Annotated in this window: 14 protein-coding genes and 1 pseudogene; 10 read left to right on the top strand and 5 right to left on the bottom strand. The window is 62.4% G+C overall.

Going from position 1 to position 14,123, the window contains the following annotated elements; genetic code table 11:
• Positions 1-110: 110 nt before the first annotated feature.
• Positions 111-758, bottom strand: coding sequence for a DsbA family oxidoreductase (locus C8C98_RS03460; protein ID WP_121455997.1), 648 nt, complete (start codon positions 756-758; stop codon positions 111-113).
• Positions 759-968: 210 nt separating this feature from the next.
• On the opposite strand from C8C98_RS03460, the gene C8C98_RS03465 reads away from it, so the two are divergent.
• The 8 genes from C8C98_RS03465 to arsB all read left to right on the top strand — a co-directional run bounded on the left by C8C98_RS03465 (position 969) and on the right by arsB (position 9,797).
• Positions 969-1,940, top strand: coding sequence for a YcjF family protein (locus tag C8C98_RS03465; protein WP_121453144.1), 972 nt, complete (start codon positions 969-971; stop codon positions 1,938-1,940).
• Between the two features lie 264 nt (positions 1,941-2,204).
• Positions 2,205-3,635, top strand: coding sequence for an SPOR domain-containing protein (locus tag C8C98_RS03470; RefSeq protein ID WP_233574438.1), 1,431 nt, complete (start codon positions 2,205-2,207; stop codon positions 3,633-3,635).
• Positions 3,636-3,815: 180 nt separating this feature from the next.
• Positions 3,816-6,344: an EAL domain-containing protein gene (locus C8C98_RS03475; protein ID WP_121455998.1), complete on the top strand. Its 2,529-nt coding sequence runs from the start codon at positions 3,816-3,818 to the stop codon at positions 6,342-6,344.
• 145 nt (positions 6,345-6,489) lie between these two features.
• The gene (locus tag C8C98_RS03480) at positions 6,490-7,182 is read left to right on the top strand and encodes a DUF3334 family protein (RefSeq protein WP_121455999.1); all 693 of its coding nucleotides are present in this window, start codon (positions 6,490-6,492) and stop codon (positions 7,180-7,182) included.
• Between the two features lie 97 nt (positions 7,183-7,279).
• Complete coding sequence (locus C8C98_RS03485; RefSeq protein ID WP_121453146.1) at positions 7,280-7,606, top strand: helix-turn-helix transcriptional regulator; 327 nt, start codon at positions 7,280-7,282, stop codon at positions 7,604-7,606.
• 48 nt (positions 7,607-7,654) lie between these two features.
• The gene (locus tag C8C98_RS03490) at positions 7,655-8,152 is read left to right on the top strand and encodes an ArsI/CadI family heavy metal resistance metalloenzyme (protein ID WP_121453147.1); all 498 of its coding nucleotides are present in this window, start codon (positions 7,655-7,657) and stop codon (positions 8,150-8,152) included.
• A 13-nt stretch (positions 8,153-8,165) separates the two neighbouring features.
• Positions 8,166-8,672: an arsenate reductase ArsC gene (locus C8C98_RS03495; protein ID WP_121453148.1), complete on the top strand. Its 507-nt coding sequence runs from the start codon at positions 8,166-8,168 to the stop codon at positions 8,670-8,672.
• 39 nt (positions 8,673-8,711) lie between these two features.
• On the top strand, positions 8,712-9,797 hold the full coding sequence (gene arsB / locus C8C98_RS03500; RefSeq protein WP_233574439.1) for an ACR3 family arsenite efflux transporter: 1,086 nt from the start codon (positions 8,712-8,714) through the stop codon (positions 9,795-9,797).
• Between the two features lie 88 nt (positions 9,798-9,885).
• Here the strand turns inward: arsB and C8C98_RS03505 are convergent.
• Positions 9,886-10,326: pseudogene (locus C8C98_RS03505) on the bottom strand (MFS transporter); the annotation flags it as partial.
• 18 nt (positions 10,327-10,344) lie between these two features.
• On the opposite strand from C8C98_RS03505, the gene C8C98_RS03510 reads away from it, so the two are divergent.
• Positions 10,345-10,818: a LysR substrate-binding domain-containing protein gene (locus C8C98_RS03510; RefSeq protein ID WP_370450314.1), complete on the top strand. Its 474-nt coding sequence runs from the start codon at positions 10,345-10,347 to the stop codon at positions 10,816-10,818.
• A gap of 63 nt (positions 10,819-10,881) precedes the next feature.
• The gene (locus tag C8C98_RS03515) at positions 10,882-11,112 is read left to right on the top strand and encodes a hypothetical protein (RefSeq protein ID WP_121453149.1); all 231 of its coding nucleotides are present in this window, start codon (positions 10,882-10,884) and stop codon (positions 11,110-11,112) included.
• Positions 11,113-11,240: 128 nt separating this feature from the next.
• Here the strand turns inward: C8C98_RS03515 and C8C98_RS03520 are convergent, their stop codons facing one another.
• The 3 genes from C8C98_RS03520 to C8C98_RS03535 all read right to left on the bottom strand — a co-directional run bounded on the left by C8C98_RS03520 (position 11,241) and on the right by C8C98_RS03535 (position 13,885).
• Positions 11,241-11,657, bottom strand: a complete 417-nt coding sequence (locus C8C98_RS03520; protein WP_121453150.1) for a hypothetical protein — start codon at positions 11,655-11,657, stop codon at positions 11,241-11,243.
• 193 nt (positions 11,658-11,850) lie between these two features.
• Positions 11,851-12,090, bottom strand: a complete 240-nt coding sequence (locus C8C98_RS03525; protein WP_147436323.1) for a hypothetical protein — start codon at positions 12,088-12,090, stop codon at positions 11,851-11,853.
• A 487-nt stretch (positions 12,091-12,577) separates the two neighbouring features.
• Positions 12,578-13,885: a hypothetical protein gene (locus C8C98_RS03535; protein WP_121453152.1), complete on the bottom strand. Its 1,308-nt coding sequence runs from the start codon at positions 13,883-13,885 to the stop codon at positions 12,578-12,580.
• Positions 13,886-14,123: the final 238 nt, after the last annotated feature.

Below are 14,123 nucleotides of genomic sequence, written 5' to 3' on the forward strand. Positions count from 1 at the left end.
ACCACAAACGCCCCGCAGCGGCCATCGTTGCGGGGCGTTGTCAATTCAGCATCAAAATAGCCTCTAGCGCTTTATCCATAAGCGCAAGCAGCTATCATTTTTGACAAAAATCAGACCTGGGCCGCAATCTGGCGCAGCGCCTGCTCAAACACCTCCACAGGCTGGCCGCCCTGAATCAAGTGGCGTTCGTTGACGATGATGGCGGGCACCGAGTGGATGCCGTTTTGCAGATAGAACTGCTCGCGCTCGCGCACCTCGTCGGCATAGCGGCCCGATGCCAGCACCTCACGGGCCTCCGCCGCATCCAGCCCCACGTCGCTCGCCACACGCACCAGCACCTCGTGGTCGCCAGGGCTTTGGCCGTCGGTGAAGTAGGCCTGGAACAGCGCCTTCTTCAATGCGGGCTGCAAGCCCTTTTCTTCCGCCCAGTGCAGCAGGCGGTGGGCGTCAAAGGTGTTGTAGATGCGGCTGCGCTTGTCCATGCGGAAGGTGAAGCCCAACTCGGCCCCGCGCGCAGCGATGGCGTCGCGATTTTTCTGGCTTTGCTCCGGCGTTGCGCCGTACTTTTCTTGCAGGTGCTCCCCAATGTCCTGGCCCTCTGGGCCCATCTGCGGGTTCAGCTCAAAGGGCTGAAAGTGCAAGTCCAGCGCCACCTGGCCCTGTAAGCGCTCGGCCGCCTGCTCCAGCGCCTTGAGGCCAATGATGCACCAGGGGCAGGAGACATCGGACACGAAATCGATCTTGAGGGTGGTGGTCATGGGTGGCCCTTCGCAAGCAAAGTCGCCATGGTAGGCCGCAATCGGCCTGGGTGCAGGGCGCGCGGCGATGACCTCAAAGGCCAAACACGAGCAGGCCCCAAAAACCCCACACCGTCAGCCATTGATGCCGCCCAAAGCCCCCTGATATGCGAGGCTTACCCCCGCGCAAGCCCCAGCGCGGCCATTCATTGCCCCCGTGGAGAGAGCCCTATGAACCTGCAACAGCAACAGTCCGTCCTCACCATCGCCATGCTGGCCGCCTTTGCCGATGGGGCCAAGGATGACACCGAGCGCGAGGAGATTCGCCGCATCGCGCAATCGCTGGCCGCAGACGGCAACCTACCAGACCTGCCCCGCCTGTACCAAGACGTGCTGCTGCGCCGCACCAGCCTGCAAGCGGCCACTGCCGCACTGCAAGACCCAGCCCACCGCCAATTGGCCTACGAGATGGCCGTGTGCGTGTGCGATGTGGACGGGCGCCAGACCGCTGCAGAGCGCGAGTTTCTGGCAGCGCTCAAGCAAGCCTTGCAGTTGGGCGCACAACAGACCACGGCCTTTGACCAGGAAGAGCAGGCTCTGGCCTTGGCGCTGGACAACGCTGGTGCCCTAGCCACCGCCGAGGTTTCGACGTCAGCGCTTTCCGCCTCTGCCACCACCGCAGTGCCGCACGATGCCGAACTGGACAAATCCATCCTGAACTACGCCCTGCTCAACGGCGCGCTGGAGCTGCTGCCCCAGTCCTGGGCCTCGATGGCGATCATTCCACTGCAGATCAAGATGGTGCACGCCATCGGCAAGGCGCACGGCGTGGAGCTGGACCGGGGGCACATCAAGGAATTCATCGCCGCCGCTGGGGTGGGCATGGCATCGCAATATGTCGAGCAGTTTGGCCGCAAGCTGCTGGGCGGCCTGCTGGGCAAGGTGGCGGGCAAAACCATCGGCGGGCTGGGTGGCGCAGCCACCGGCATGGCGTTTTCATTTGCCACCACCTACGCGCTGGGCCAGGTGGCCAAGCGCTACTACGCCGGGGGGCGCACCATGGACACCGCCCTGCTGCGCGACACCTTTCAGAGCCTGCTCGGTCCTGCCAAGCAAATGCAAACGCAGTACCTGCCGCAAATCCGGCAAAAGGCTGCCACGCTGGACGCCGGACAAATCATGGCCATGGTGCGTGGGGCCTGAGTCGTTTTCACAGGAACAGGTGACCCGTGATGTGACGGCCTCCAGCGGGGTCTGCGATTTACTCATCTTTTGATAGCTGCTAGCGCTTATCTATCAGGCGCTAGCGCCATTTTTGGCACACAATATTGCCATACCGGGCCAGCAAGAGCCTCCCGCGCGGCCCGGGCACCGCCCAAACGGCGCTTTTCCACCGATCAAATTCTGGCGGGCGTGCCAGAATGGGCTATGCCCGCCCCATCGGTTCATGCCCCCCACATTCCTCTGATGTCCTTGGACTCCCCTTCCGACAGCGCCGTCACCACCCTCTATCGGGCCGCGCTGGGCCCTGTGAACACAGAGCGCTACGTTCAGGCGTTTGCCCGGCTCGACGCCATGGGCCGCACCCTGACCAGTTGGCACTGGGCCGCCTGCTTCTTCACCCTGGGCTGGATGGTGTACCGCCAGCTGTGGGGCGCCGCGCTGGTGTATGTGGCCGCTGCCGAAGGCGTGGCGCTGCTGGTGTTTGGCCTGGGCCGCCCGCTGCTGCAGTGGCCGCAGGCGGTGGAATGGGGCGTGGTGGGTGCTTTTGCCATATTGGGCAGCGTGGTGCCGGGCCTGTACGCCCACGCCATCCTGCACGCCGACATCCGCAAACGCGTGACCAAAGCGCTGGCTGCGTCGGCCAACATCCCCGAAGCTTGCGACCTGCTGGCCAAGCAGGCGGTGTCGCGCAAACGGCTCACCTGGGTCATCGCGGGGCATGCACTGCTGGCGGGTGCGGCACTGCTCGCTTACCTGGTCTTCCCGCAAGGCACCTTCACGGGCGAGTCGCCTGCCCAGGCGGCGCCGGCGCAGGCCGCGGCTCCCAGCGCCAGTTGGAACACACCCTCCCCCACCCTCACCCCCGCCAGCCGCCCTGTGGCAGAAGAGGCGGACATGGCCGCTGCGCAGCCCAAGCCGCAGCCACCCAGTAGTGCGCCCACCGTGGCCGGTGACGCAGAAGATGTGCTGCCCGCTGCCACCGTGGCCGCAGCACCTCAGCAATCCCTTGCCGTGAAGCCCGCTGCAGCACCAGCAGACAAAGCCCCTGCCAATGGGGTCAATGGGGCCAACGGAGCCAATAGGGCCAAGGGGGCGTCTCAAGCGACGGCCTCTGTCGCGGACAAAGCGCCTGAGAAAACGCCAGCCAAGCCAGCGGATAAACCCGTCGAAAAGTCGGCCGAAAAGCCAGCGGCAAAACCCACCGAAAAAGCCACCGAAAAAGCCACCGAAAAACCCACAGAGAAGCCTGCTGACAAAGCCAAGGAAGCCCCGGCGTCCAAAGCCAGCGCACAGCAGGCGGCAGCCTCCAAGGCCGTGGCAGCCAAGGCCTCAGAGCCCACGCGCGCCAAGCCGGTGCCAGCAGGCAAAACACCTGCCGCATCCTCTGCGGCCCGCCAGGCTGAGGGCAAGGCCTCTGCCGCCAGTGGCGTCACCGTGGGCACCGCGCCCGGTTTTTATATCAACGTGGGTCTGTTTGCCGACGAAAGCAATGCACGCAAAGCCCAGTCCCGCCTGCTCAACGAAGGCCTGCCCGCCTTCCGGCAGACCCTGGACAGCGCCAAAGGCACCCGCACTCGGGTGCGGGTGGGGCCGTTTGCCTCGCGCTCTGAGGCCGAGTCGGCTGCATCCAGCGTCCGCGCGCTGGAACTGGATGCCGTTATTTTTCAGAAATAAAAGCGCAGCGGCGCAACAAAATCGGACCACTGGCACCGGGTCTGAATAGCCCATAGCACCCAAAGGTTTCTAAATGTAAACACATCCAGCCAGGGGTGGTAAATTGGCGCAAGATGGAACTGGTCAACCAGCGCTCTCATTCCATTCGACGCATTCGGTAACCCATTGACAGGCAGTTTTGTGGACCTCAGCCGAAACTTTCAACGCCGCAAGGATTTCCTGTCGCTGACGCCGCAGGACGAAAGTGCGTTACAGCGCCTGCATGTAATGCTTGGCGACAAAGCCCCCGGCTTCATCGAATCGTTTTACGAGCACCTGCTGTCCTTCAGCGAAACACGCGCACTCATTCCGGACGAAGGCACCCTCGCCCGTCTCAAAAAATCCCAGTCCAGCTATTTCAAATCCCTGATTGCCGGGGTGTACGACCGCGCCTATCTGGAAGACCGCTTGCGCGTCGGCCTGGTGCATGCCAAGGTGGGCCTGTCGCCAGGTTGGTACCTGGGGGCCTACAGCCACTACCTGACCGAGCTATTTCCGCGCATCGCGCAGGGGCTGAGCAATGCCCCGGCCGACGAGTTGCTGCACACCTTCCAAGCCCTCATCAAGGTGGTATTTTTGGACGTGGGCCTGGCCATTGACAGCTACATCGCCCACCGCGACGAACTGATTGCGGACCTGCGCGACTATGGCGCCGCCTTCGCCAACCTGCCCTACGGCACCATGGTGGCCACCCCTGATTTGAAGGTGGTGTTTGCCAACCGCGCCTTTGAAAAGCTGTTCAGCTTTGCACCCAACAGCCTGCGCGGCTGCCCCTTGGCCAACGTGATGGACGTGACCAACATCACCATCCTGATCGACGCCGCACTGCGCCAGCAAAGCGCCCGCGACACCGTGGAGGTGCGCCCCCACCACAATCCTCTGGCCGTGCCCGTGAGCATCACCGCACACACCTTGCCCACGCAAGACAAGGGGCAAGACCAGCGCCTGCTGCTGGTGTTTGAAGACCTGCGCGAGCAAACCCAGCTCACGCGCGACCTGCTCAACGCCCAGGCCGTGGCCAACATCGGTACTTGGCAGACCCACTTTGATGGCAACTTCGCCCTCACCCCCCAAGCGGCGCGCTTGCTGGGCTGGCCTGTGGCCAAGCCGTTCACGTACCCCGACTTCCTCACCTGCGTGCACGAGGATGACCGCCAACGGGTGGATGGTGAGTGGACGGCCGCCCAGAAAGTGGGCCGATTCCGCTACGAATGCCGGGTGCAATCCAGCCCCGGCGTGCGCTGGATTGAAGCGCGCGGCGTGATCGAGAGGGACCACCAAGGCAACCCGATACGGGGCTACGGCACGGTGCTGGACATCACTGAACGCAAGTCCACCGAGCAGGCCATGGAGCGCCTGGCCTTCTACGACTCATTGACAGGACTGCCCAACCGCACCAACGGCATGATGTTGGCGCAGCAAATGCTTTATCACGCGCAGCACCACGGCCAAGCGGCCGCCGTCCTGTTCGTGGACCTGGACCGTTTCAAGGAAATCAACGACACCCACGGTCATGTGGTGGGCGACAACGTGCTGGCCGAGCTGGCCACCCGCTTTCGCGCCGCCTGCGCCAAGGACGACGTATTTGCCCGCGTGGGCGGCGACGAGTTCATGTGCGTTTACGCCCTGGCGCCAGGCGAAGACAAACTGCTGCGTGCCCAGCAATTGCAAGCGGCGCTCGCCCGCCCGGTGCTCATCGACAGCCTCAAGTTCGAGGTGGGTGCCAGCATTGGCGTGGCCACCTTCCCCGACCAGGGCGAGGACGTGGAAGACCTGCTCAAGCATGCGGACATCGCCATGTACGAAATCAAGGCGCGCGGGGGCGGCAGCCACCTGTACTCCGACTTGCTAGGGCTGAAGCTGGAGCGCCGCATTTCCTTAGGCACCAAGCTCGCCCGCGCTTTGGCGCAATCGCAACTGCAGCTGCACTACCAGCCCAAGGTGCACCTGGCCACGGGTGTGCTGTGCGGGGTCGAGGCCCTGTCGCGCTGGTGCGATGAAGACGGTCACTGGATCAGCCCGGGCGAATTCATCCCCGTGGCCGAAGAGCGCGGCCTCATTGGCGAGCTGGGCGACTGGACCCTGACCCAGGCCGCCCGAGACATTGCCCACTGGCAACAAGACAGCGCCGCCGTGGTGCCCCGTGTGGCCGTCAATGTGTCGGCCACGCAGATGATGGACGAGGGCTTTGCTGAACGTGCAGAGCGCCTGGTGCGCGCCCAGGGCGTAGCGCCCGGCATGATTGAGCTGGAGATGACCGAGTCCGCCCTGATGAACGAGCCCGAGAAAGCGCGGCTGGTGGCGTCCAGCCTGGTCGAAGCGGGCTTTTGCCTGTCCATCGACGACTTTGGCACCGGCTACTCGTCGCTGGAGCGGCTGCAGAGCTTTCCGGTGTTCAAGCTCAAGATCGACATGTCGTTCGTGCGTGGCATGGACACGCATGCGGGCAACCGCGCCATCGTCACCGCAGTGATCGGCATGGCCAAGGCCCTGAAGCTGGAGACCGTGGCCGAAGGCGTGGAGACCGCCGCACAGGCCGCGCTGCTCACCCAGCTGGACTGCGACGAGGCCCAGGGCTACCTGTATTCCAAGGCCATCCCCGCCGAGGCCCTGCTGCGGCAATGGCTGCATAGCAGGCCTGTGCAGCCAGCCCCGCCCGCAGGCTCTTGACCTCTCTCCCACGCGCCATGAAAGCAAGCACCCGCACTGTGTTGCGCCTGCCCCCACAACTGGGGTAACGCATCTGGTGACAAAGGCTTTCATGGCCTATGCTACGCCACAGACCTTCCTGATCAACGCACCGCCTCCAGCCACCATGAGCCACCAAGATAAACCCGTCGTATTCGGCACCGAAGACCTGCTGATGAGCCTGTGCAACTCCGTCACACGCGTGCTCACCGTCGCCACCCAAAGCCAGGTCCACTATTCGGGCATGGTGCAACGCATCTCCAAAACCTGCCTCAAGCCCGACATCGGCTGCTTTGTGCTGTTCGACGGCGGCTTCTCCGGCCTGGTCATCATCAACTTCTCGGCCCAAGCGGCCATGGAGTTGTACGAGAGCTACCTGCTGAGCATGGGCATGTCCCGGGACGACCTGGTGACCTCCTACACCTCGGACGAAGTCAGCAACGTGATGGGCGAGCTGATGAACCAGGTGGTAGGCGACTTCACCGGCAAGATTCGCCGCGAACTGCAAACCCACATCACCCAGAACCAGCCCAAGATGCTGGTGCTGAACAAGCAAGTGATGCTGAGCGTGGACGCCAACCTGGACAACCCCGAAGCCCGCCGCGTGACCTTCTACACCGGCAACAACAACATCTTCTACCTGGAGCTGGCAATGGACCGCACCGAGTTCATCAAGCTCTACGACTTCGAGGCCCAGGAAGCCCCAGACCCGGACGCCCTGATGGCCCAGTCGCACGACGCGCCCGCACCGGCGCCCGCCCCAGCAGCCACCAGTGGCAGCAGCGACACCGACGACCTGCTCAAGTCGCTGGGCATGTAACCCGGCAGGTGGCCTGGCCCACCCTGCCTAGCAAAAAAGCACCGGCCCCGGTGCTTTTTTATTGCCATTACTTCTATATTTCAATTATTATTGAATTATGAAAACCAACGACATCGTCAAAGCCCTGGCCGCGCTGGCCCAAGCCTCGCGCCTGGAGATTTTTCGCGCCCTGGTCGTGGCAGGCACCGAGGGGCTGACACCCAGCGCCCTGAGCGAGGCCCTGGGCGTAGCGCCCAACACGCTCTCGTTCCACCTCAAAGAGCTGACCCACGCCGGGCTGGTGGCGCAAGAGCGTGCTGGCCGCAACCTGATCTACCGCGCCCAGTTCGACCGCATGAACGCGCTGATCGGCTACCTGACCGAGAACTGCTGTCAGGGCCAGACCTGCCTGCCCGCCGCTGCTACCACCCCTTGCGCCTGCTGAGAACACACGTCTCACCGCCCCCAAGAACCCATCCCCAGGAGCCCCACCATGAAGCGCTTTCACGTTCACCTGCATGTCGACGACCTTGCCGCCAGCATCGCCTTTTACTCACGCCTGTTTGCGGCCACCCCTGCCCGGGTGGAGGCCGACTACGCCAAATGGATGCTGGAAGACCCGCGCGTGAACTTTGCGATCTCTACGCGCGGCAACCAGCCGGGGCTGGACCACCTGGGCTTTCAGGTTGACGACGCGGCAGAACTGGCCGATTTGAAAGCCCGCGCCAACGCCGCCGACATGGCCCTGTTGGACGAAGGCGCCACCACCTGCTGCTACGCCCGCAGCGAAAAGCACTGGGTGACCGACCCGCAGGGCGTGGCGTGGGAGCACTTTCACACGCTCGAAAACATTCCTGTGTTCAATGAAGCGGCAGCGGCGGCGCAAGGCGCCTGCTGCGCCCCGAAGGCAGCCACGGCACAACCGGCACCAATGACTGCACAAGCCGCGTGCTGTGGACCGTCCAAATCCTCTTCTTCCAACTGCTGCTGACCTGAGGCCCCGAATGACCGAATCCGTCTCCCCCCTGAACGTTCTTTTTCTGTGCACCCACAACTCTGCGCGCAGCATCCTGGCCGAAGCGCTGCTCAACGCCATGGGCGAAGGGCGCTTCAAGGCGTATTCCGCAGGCAGCAGCCCGCGCGATAACCAGCAGCCCAACCCGCTGGGCCTGCAAGTGCTGCAAAAGGCCGGCATCCCCACCGAAGGGCTGCGCAGCAAAAGCTGGGACGAGTTTGCCGCCCCCGGCGCGCCGCACATGGACCTCATCATCACCGTGTGCGACAACGCCGCGGGCGAGGTGTGCCCCTTCTGGCCCGGCCACCCCGCCACCGCGCACTGGGGCTATGCCGACCCGTCCGAAGGCGATGGCAGCGAAGCTGAAAAGCTCGAAGCCTTCCGCAAAACCCTGCACGCCATCCAGCGCCGCCTGTCACTGCTCATCAGCCTGCCCGCCGACAAGCTGCAGCACGCCGTGCTGCAAAGCACCGCCCGCGATCTGTCAGCCCACTGAGCCCTTCCGCCCGATTGCCCCAAAAGCCTGTGAAGCCCCATGAAAAACACGCCCGCCGCAGCCTGCCACGCCAGCCCTCCCGCCCCACAAGCCATGAGTGTGTTCGAGCGCTACCTCACCGTCTGGGTGTTCCTGTGCATCGTGGTGGGCATTGGGCTGGGGCAGCTGTGGCCCGGCGTCTTCCAGGCCATTGGCCGCATGGAAGTCGCCCAGGTCAACCTGCCCGTGGGCGTGCTGATCTGGGTGATGGTGATCCCCATGCTGATGAAGGTGGACTTTGCCGCCCTGGGTGAAGTGCGCCAGCACCTGCGCGGCATTGGCGTCACGCTGGTGGTGAACTGGCTGGTCAAACCGTTTTCGATGGCGCTCTTGGGCTGGCTGTTCATCCGCCACTGGTTTGCGCCGTACCTGCCTGCCGACCAGATCGACAGCTACATCGCCGGGCTCATTTTGCTGGCCGCTGCGCCCTGCACGGCCATGGTGTTTGTGTGGAGCCGCCTGACCGGGGGCGACCCACTCTTCACCCTGTCGCAGGTGGCGCTCAACGACAGCATCATGGTGCTGGCCTTTGCGCCGCTGGTGGCGCTGCTGCTGGGGGTGTCGGCCATCACCGTGCCGTGGGCCACGCTGCTCACTTCGGTGGTGCTGTACATCGTGATTCCCGTGCTCATCGCACAAGCCCTGCGCCGCGCCCTGCTGGCGCGTGGCCCGGCTGCGCTCGACGCCGCACTGCAGCGCATCGGCCCCTGGTCCATCGGCGCGCTGCTGGCCACGCTGGTGCTGCTGTTTGCCTTCCAGGGCGAGGCGATCCTGACGCAGCCGCTGGTCATCGCCCTGCTGGCCGTACCCATCCTCATCCAGGTGTTCTTCAACGCGGGCCTGGCCTACTGGCTCAACCGCGCCGTAGGCGAAAAGCACAGCGTGGCCTGCCCTTCGGCGCTGATTGGTGCATCCAACTTCTTCGAGCTGGCCGTGGCCGCCGCCATCAGCCTGTTCGGCTTTCACTCCGGCGCGGCGCTGGCCACGGTGGTGGGGGTGCTGATTGAGGTGCCGGTGATGCTGCTGGTGGTGCACATCGTCAACCGCAGCAAGGGCTGGTACGAGCGCGGGCTGAGCACGGATTGAGGGCAACCTGAGCGCCGCCCGAGCGCCAAACGCTACTAAAAATATAGCTGCCAGCGCTTTATCTGCAAGCGCTAGCAGCACTTTTCATTCACAACCGCCCCGCCAGCCGCACACCCAGCGCCGCCAGCGCCCCCAACGTGGCCAAGCCCACCACGCCCAGCCAGCCCCACTGCGCCAGCGCCATGCTGCCCAGCGCCGCCCCGGCCGACATGCCGATGAACATGCCCGTGAACAGCAGCGCATTGAGCCGGCTGCGCGCCGCTGGGTCGATGCCGTACACAATGGTCTGGTGCGCCACCAGCGTGGCCTGCACGCCAAAGTCAAAGCCAATGGCACTGGCCACAATCAACCCCAGCTGCGCCTGTGCAGGCAGCAGCGGTGCCAGCGCCATCACCGCAAACGACGCAGCAGCCAGCCCTGCGCCATAGCGCGTCACCACCTCGGGCCCGCGCTTGTCGGCCAGGCGCCCGGCCAATGGTGCAGCCAGTGCCCCCGCCGCCCCAACTTCATCGCCGAAGGCATCGACTGCGCCATCCAGGTCGGCGCGGTGGACGACCCCAGTGTGGTGGCCGTGCGCCTGGCCGAAGTGCCCCGCATGGTGCTGGCCGCCCCCGCCCTGATGGCCGGGCGCCCCACACCCCAGCACGCGCAAGACCTGCAACCCCTGCCCTGGCTGGCCCTGAGCACCTTCTACCGCCGCGAGGTCACGTTGACCCAAGAGCCAGGCGGCGAGGCCCACACGTTTGGCATCACGCCGCGTTTGGCCACCGACAGCCTGTACGCCCTGCGCCGCGCCGCCCTGGCCGGGCTGGGGGCGTGCATTTCATCGGCGTGGATCGTGGACAACGATGTGCGGCAGGGGCACTTGCTGCACCTGGTGCACAACTGGCCTGCGGCACCGCTGCCGGTGTACTTGGTGTACCCGTATGCGCGGTTTTATCCGGCGAGGTTGCGGTTGTTTTTGGAGGCGATGCGGGGGGCGATGCCGGGGTTGGTGGGGATGCGGGCGGTGGGGTCATGAGACCATTACCCCCCGCCAAAGCAAGCCACTTGTCACGCAGTTACCAAAGGAGCCGCCTCCTCCATGTCGCACCGCTTTAATGTTTTTGGACGCATCATTGCCATCGAACGCTCAGGTACCGCCTGGACCGCTTACCACATAGGCAACGAAGGCAAGCGCCGCCCGGCAGGCCTCGCGATTCCGTCCGATGTGCCTCCGGCCGAGCTGGCGCAGTATCTGTACGACATCTATCACGAGTCGGCAACACCGACGAACGGAGATGTTTTTGAGATTGCACCTGGACTCAGTGGCTAGCAGAAGAGAAGACTCCAAGGAGTCATCTCTCAGAATTTCAGGCACAGCGATATCGCCGCAGATTCAAACGTACAGTCACGGTCCGCAAAGTAGTCTGCCTAGGCCTACACCTCTCAGTGCGACGATGGTCACACGTTCTCCTGATCGTAAGAGCCAGTGCGCACGGGAGGATCTAGCGATTCACCACACTCAAAATAGTCTGACACCACGCCGTGCGCATATTCATGCCAAGACGAGGCTTCACTCGGGATATGCACCACTTTGACCGCCCCCAGGTTTTCGTCTTCCGTGGGCTTGGCGCGCTCCAGGAAACACAGCTTGGGGAAGTAGCGCACGTTCTCGTCCTGAAACCAACCCGCATCCAGTTCATACGCTTGGTTGAACATGAATTGCGCGCAGATCTCTTGCCGCCGCTCAGACGATGAAATGCCGTTTTCACGAAGGCTCGTGTTCAAGCGATGGGTCATGAGCGCCATGAACGTCATGGCGACTTCATCGAGCGTTTCGACGGTGTGGTCATCATCGTGCTGGATCTTGATGGACATCTGAACTTTTCCTTGGCGTGTGGAAATTTGGGGGGCTACCTTGGAGGTTAGGAGGCAAGGCGGCTTAAGGAGCCGGTGACCGCAATTGTGGGTTGGCACGGCGGCAATCGATTGGCAGCCAACCATCCCCGGCTGCATCACATCGCTCAAGATTGCGGAGGGGCAGGTCTGCTGCCCACCAGTGCCTTTGACTCTAGTAGTTCGATTTGAATCGCAGAAACACCAGCCCGATGACAGAGCCAACAAGGCCTGAAAGTGCAGCGGCAAGATAAATTTCGCGATCAGAGAGCCAATGGGCAGTGAACACAAACTTGAGCAAACCTGCCACCAGGAAGAATCCGAGCAAAGCACCGATGCCCGAGTACATGCGGGCATCCAAAGCATGCGCAGCCTTTTTAAATTCCTTTGAATGCCCTTCGGCCTCGTAAATCAACGTTGTCCTGCAGTTTAGGCACCGCACGTCAGTGGCTGAATTGAATTGACTACAAGTTGGACATTGCATTGGGCGCTCCCTTGGCTGTATTGGTTTGACTGGGCGCAGTGTAGCCAGGGTACCTATGCAGGGAAGCTGTTATTTCATTGGCGTGGATCGTGGACAACGATGTGCGGCATGGGCACTTGCTGCACCTGGTGCCCAACTGGCATGCGGCACCGCTGCCGGTGTACTTGGTGTACCCGTATGCGCGGTTTTATCCGGCGCGGCTGCGGCTGTTTTTGGAGGCGATGCGGGGGGCTATGCCGGGGTTGGTGGGGATGCGGGCGGTGGATCGAGGGTAGTGGCGAAGATCAGCCAGCAGCAGCCGTTCGCCCCGCTTCTTACGACCAGCGTTCTATAGACATCCGACGTGATCGGAGCTACCGGCGCAGATTGAGTGTCGGTGCCTAAACGCACTCAGTGGGACGCATCGGAATCCGGTCAGCTATGGCGACAGCAGAATAGGACTGCTACGAGGGCGATTCGGGTCACTGAAGACGGCATAGCGCGGGTCACTGGCGTGTTCATTTGTTTGGTTGACGATGTAGTAGGCTAGGCTCGAGGTCGTCTTAATGGCACCATCATCTACCAAGTGCCCATGCGCTCGGTACACCACCGAATGCACATGGGACCGACTCGGGCTGTTCAATAGATCCGAAGTCATCATCTGGATGCTGGTTGCGCTCCGCCTGTCGCTGGAGTCGGCGCTCGCTAGCCCCCCAAGTTGCTTCTCGGATAGATCGTGCAACTGGACTGCGAGTACTCCAGGGCGTGCTCTCGTAAACTGACTGAGCGCTGATTCTCTCAACACTGCGCGTACCGAATCGAGCACCTTGTCTCGTTTCATACTGTCTACTACCAAAACAACCGCATGCTTTCCAGGCGAGAAGACCGTCATGCTGCTGGTGTTCGATTGACCTGTTATCTGACAGATCATTTCCGAAACTGCAGACTTCGAAAGCTCAGACTCGTTGCTTATATCGAAGGGACTTCCCAGCAATTGAAATTCATGGACTCGCACCGAGCAGGTTTCAGAAGAGACCTCGGCCCCGCGTAGCAAAGCTTCGATAACCGTACGAGCAATTCGCCTGTGATCTTCCGGCTTTCCGCTCAATCGGTCTGGCACAGTAACACGCACCACGAGCCCTGCGATCGCAGATTTGAATACTTGAGTGATTGCCGCGTGTAGCTCCTTGAACAATGCGAGGCTTTTCCGTTTGTGGATTTTGCGACCTATGTCGCCAGATGCCATCTTGCACTCTATCTCCAGCTCAACTCCGTCACGTCGAGCCAAGAAGTCAAATCCGCCTCCTTCTTCTAGGTCTCGGCACTCTACGTCAAAGCCGCGTGACATCAGGTGGACCACGGTGGTCACCTCGTGCTGTATCCCCAGTAGCCCTTGTTCAGTTTTTAAGCCGTCGATCAAGCGCCCCTGAAGTCGCCGTTGACCCGCAAGTGAGAGCCGTGGATAGATATTCATGACACCGGCGAGGAACGCCACCAGCTCGTATTCCGCCTCAGTGTGTACTCGTAAAGGCTTGGTCTCTGAGACCCTGTCGCTGGCAAGTATGTCGTTGAAGGTCAATTCCAACGAACAACGCTCGCGCAGCCAAGAATCCATAAAGGGATTTGCAGCGATTTCGCTATGCAACCACTCAAACCGGCGGAGCAGGCGCTGTGCGCCAACAATATTGGCGAAGCCTGTCGCAAGTTGAGGGAAGTCTCTGTCGTGAACCTCAGGAACAAAAAGCATGCGCGATTCTGTCACTTTGGGATAGGAGCCGACGTGCAACCGCAGCTCTTGGATTTGTGCTCACAATCGCAGGAACTGCGAGAGATAGCGGAAACCAGACCATCCTACGGAACAATACACGTCCGCTTCGGATGGCAAATTCAGCCCATCGACGCAACACATTGATTGAGCATCTGAACCGGGGTCTGGAGGCCGAGGGGCTTGCAGGGGCTGTCCCGAAATATCGAGGCTCTTTGGC

The sequence above is a fragment of the Acidovorax sp. 106 genome, from assembly GCF_003663825.1.
In the GTDB taxonomy this organism is placed as follows: Bacteria; Pseudomonadota; Gammaproteobacteria; order Burkholderiales; family Burkholderiaceae_C; genus Acidovorax.

What these genes read in the sequence shown, in the direction of transcription:
- C8C98_RS03490 (WP_121453147.1), top strand. Translation starts at nt 7,655, where the DNA reads ATGAAGCGCTTTCACGTTCACCTGCATGTCGACGACCTTGCCGCCAGC.
- C8C98_RS03535 (WP_121453152.1), bottom strand. Translation starts at nt 13,885, where the DNA reads ATGCTTTTTGTTCCTGAGGTTCACGACAGAGACTTCCCTCAACTTGCG.
- C8C98_RS03515 (WP_121453149.1), top strand. Translation starts at nt 10,882, where the DNA reads ATGTCGCACCGCTTTAATGTTTTTGGACGCATCATTGCCATCGAACGC.
- C8C98_RS03465 (WP_121453144.1), top strand. Translation starts at nt 969, where the DNA reads ATGAACCTGCAACAGCAACAGTCCGTCCTCACCATCGCCATGCTGGCC.
- C8C98_RS03460 (WP_121455997.1), bottom strand. Translation starts at nt 758, where the DNA reads ATGACCACCACCCTCAAGATCGATTTCGTGTCCGATGTCTCCTGCCCC.
- arsB (WP_233574439.1), top strand. Translation starts at nt 8,712, where the DNA reads ATGAAAAACACGCCCGCCGCAGCCTGCCACGCCAGCCCTCCCGCCCCA.
- C8C98_RS03520 (WP_121453150.1), bottom strand. Translation starts at nt 11,657, where the DNA reads ATGTCCATCAAGATCCAGCACGATGATGACCACACCGTCGAAACGCTC.
- C8C98_RS03495 (WP_121453148.1), top strand. Translation starts at nt 8,166, where the DNA reads ATGACCGAATCCGTCTCCCCCCTGAACGTTCTTTTTCTGTGCACCCAC.
- C8C98_RS03480 (WP_121455999.1), top strand. Translation starts at nt 6,490, where the DNA reads ATGAGCCACCAAGATAAACCCGTCGTATTCGGCACCGAAGACCTGCTG.
- C8C98_RS03485 (WP_121453146.1), top strand. Translation starts at nt 7,280, where the DNA reads ATGAAAACCAACGACATCGTCAAAGCCCTGGCCGCGCTGGCCCAAGCC.
- C8C98_RS03470 (WP_233574438.1), top strand. Translation starts at nt 2,205, where the DNA reads ATGTCCTTGGACTCCCCTTCCGACAGCGCCGTCACCACCCTCTATCGG.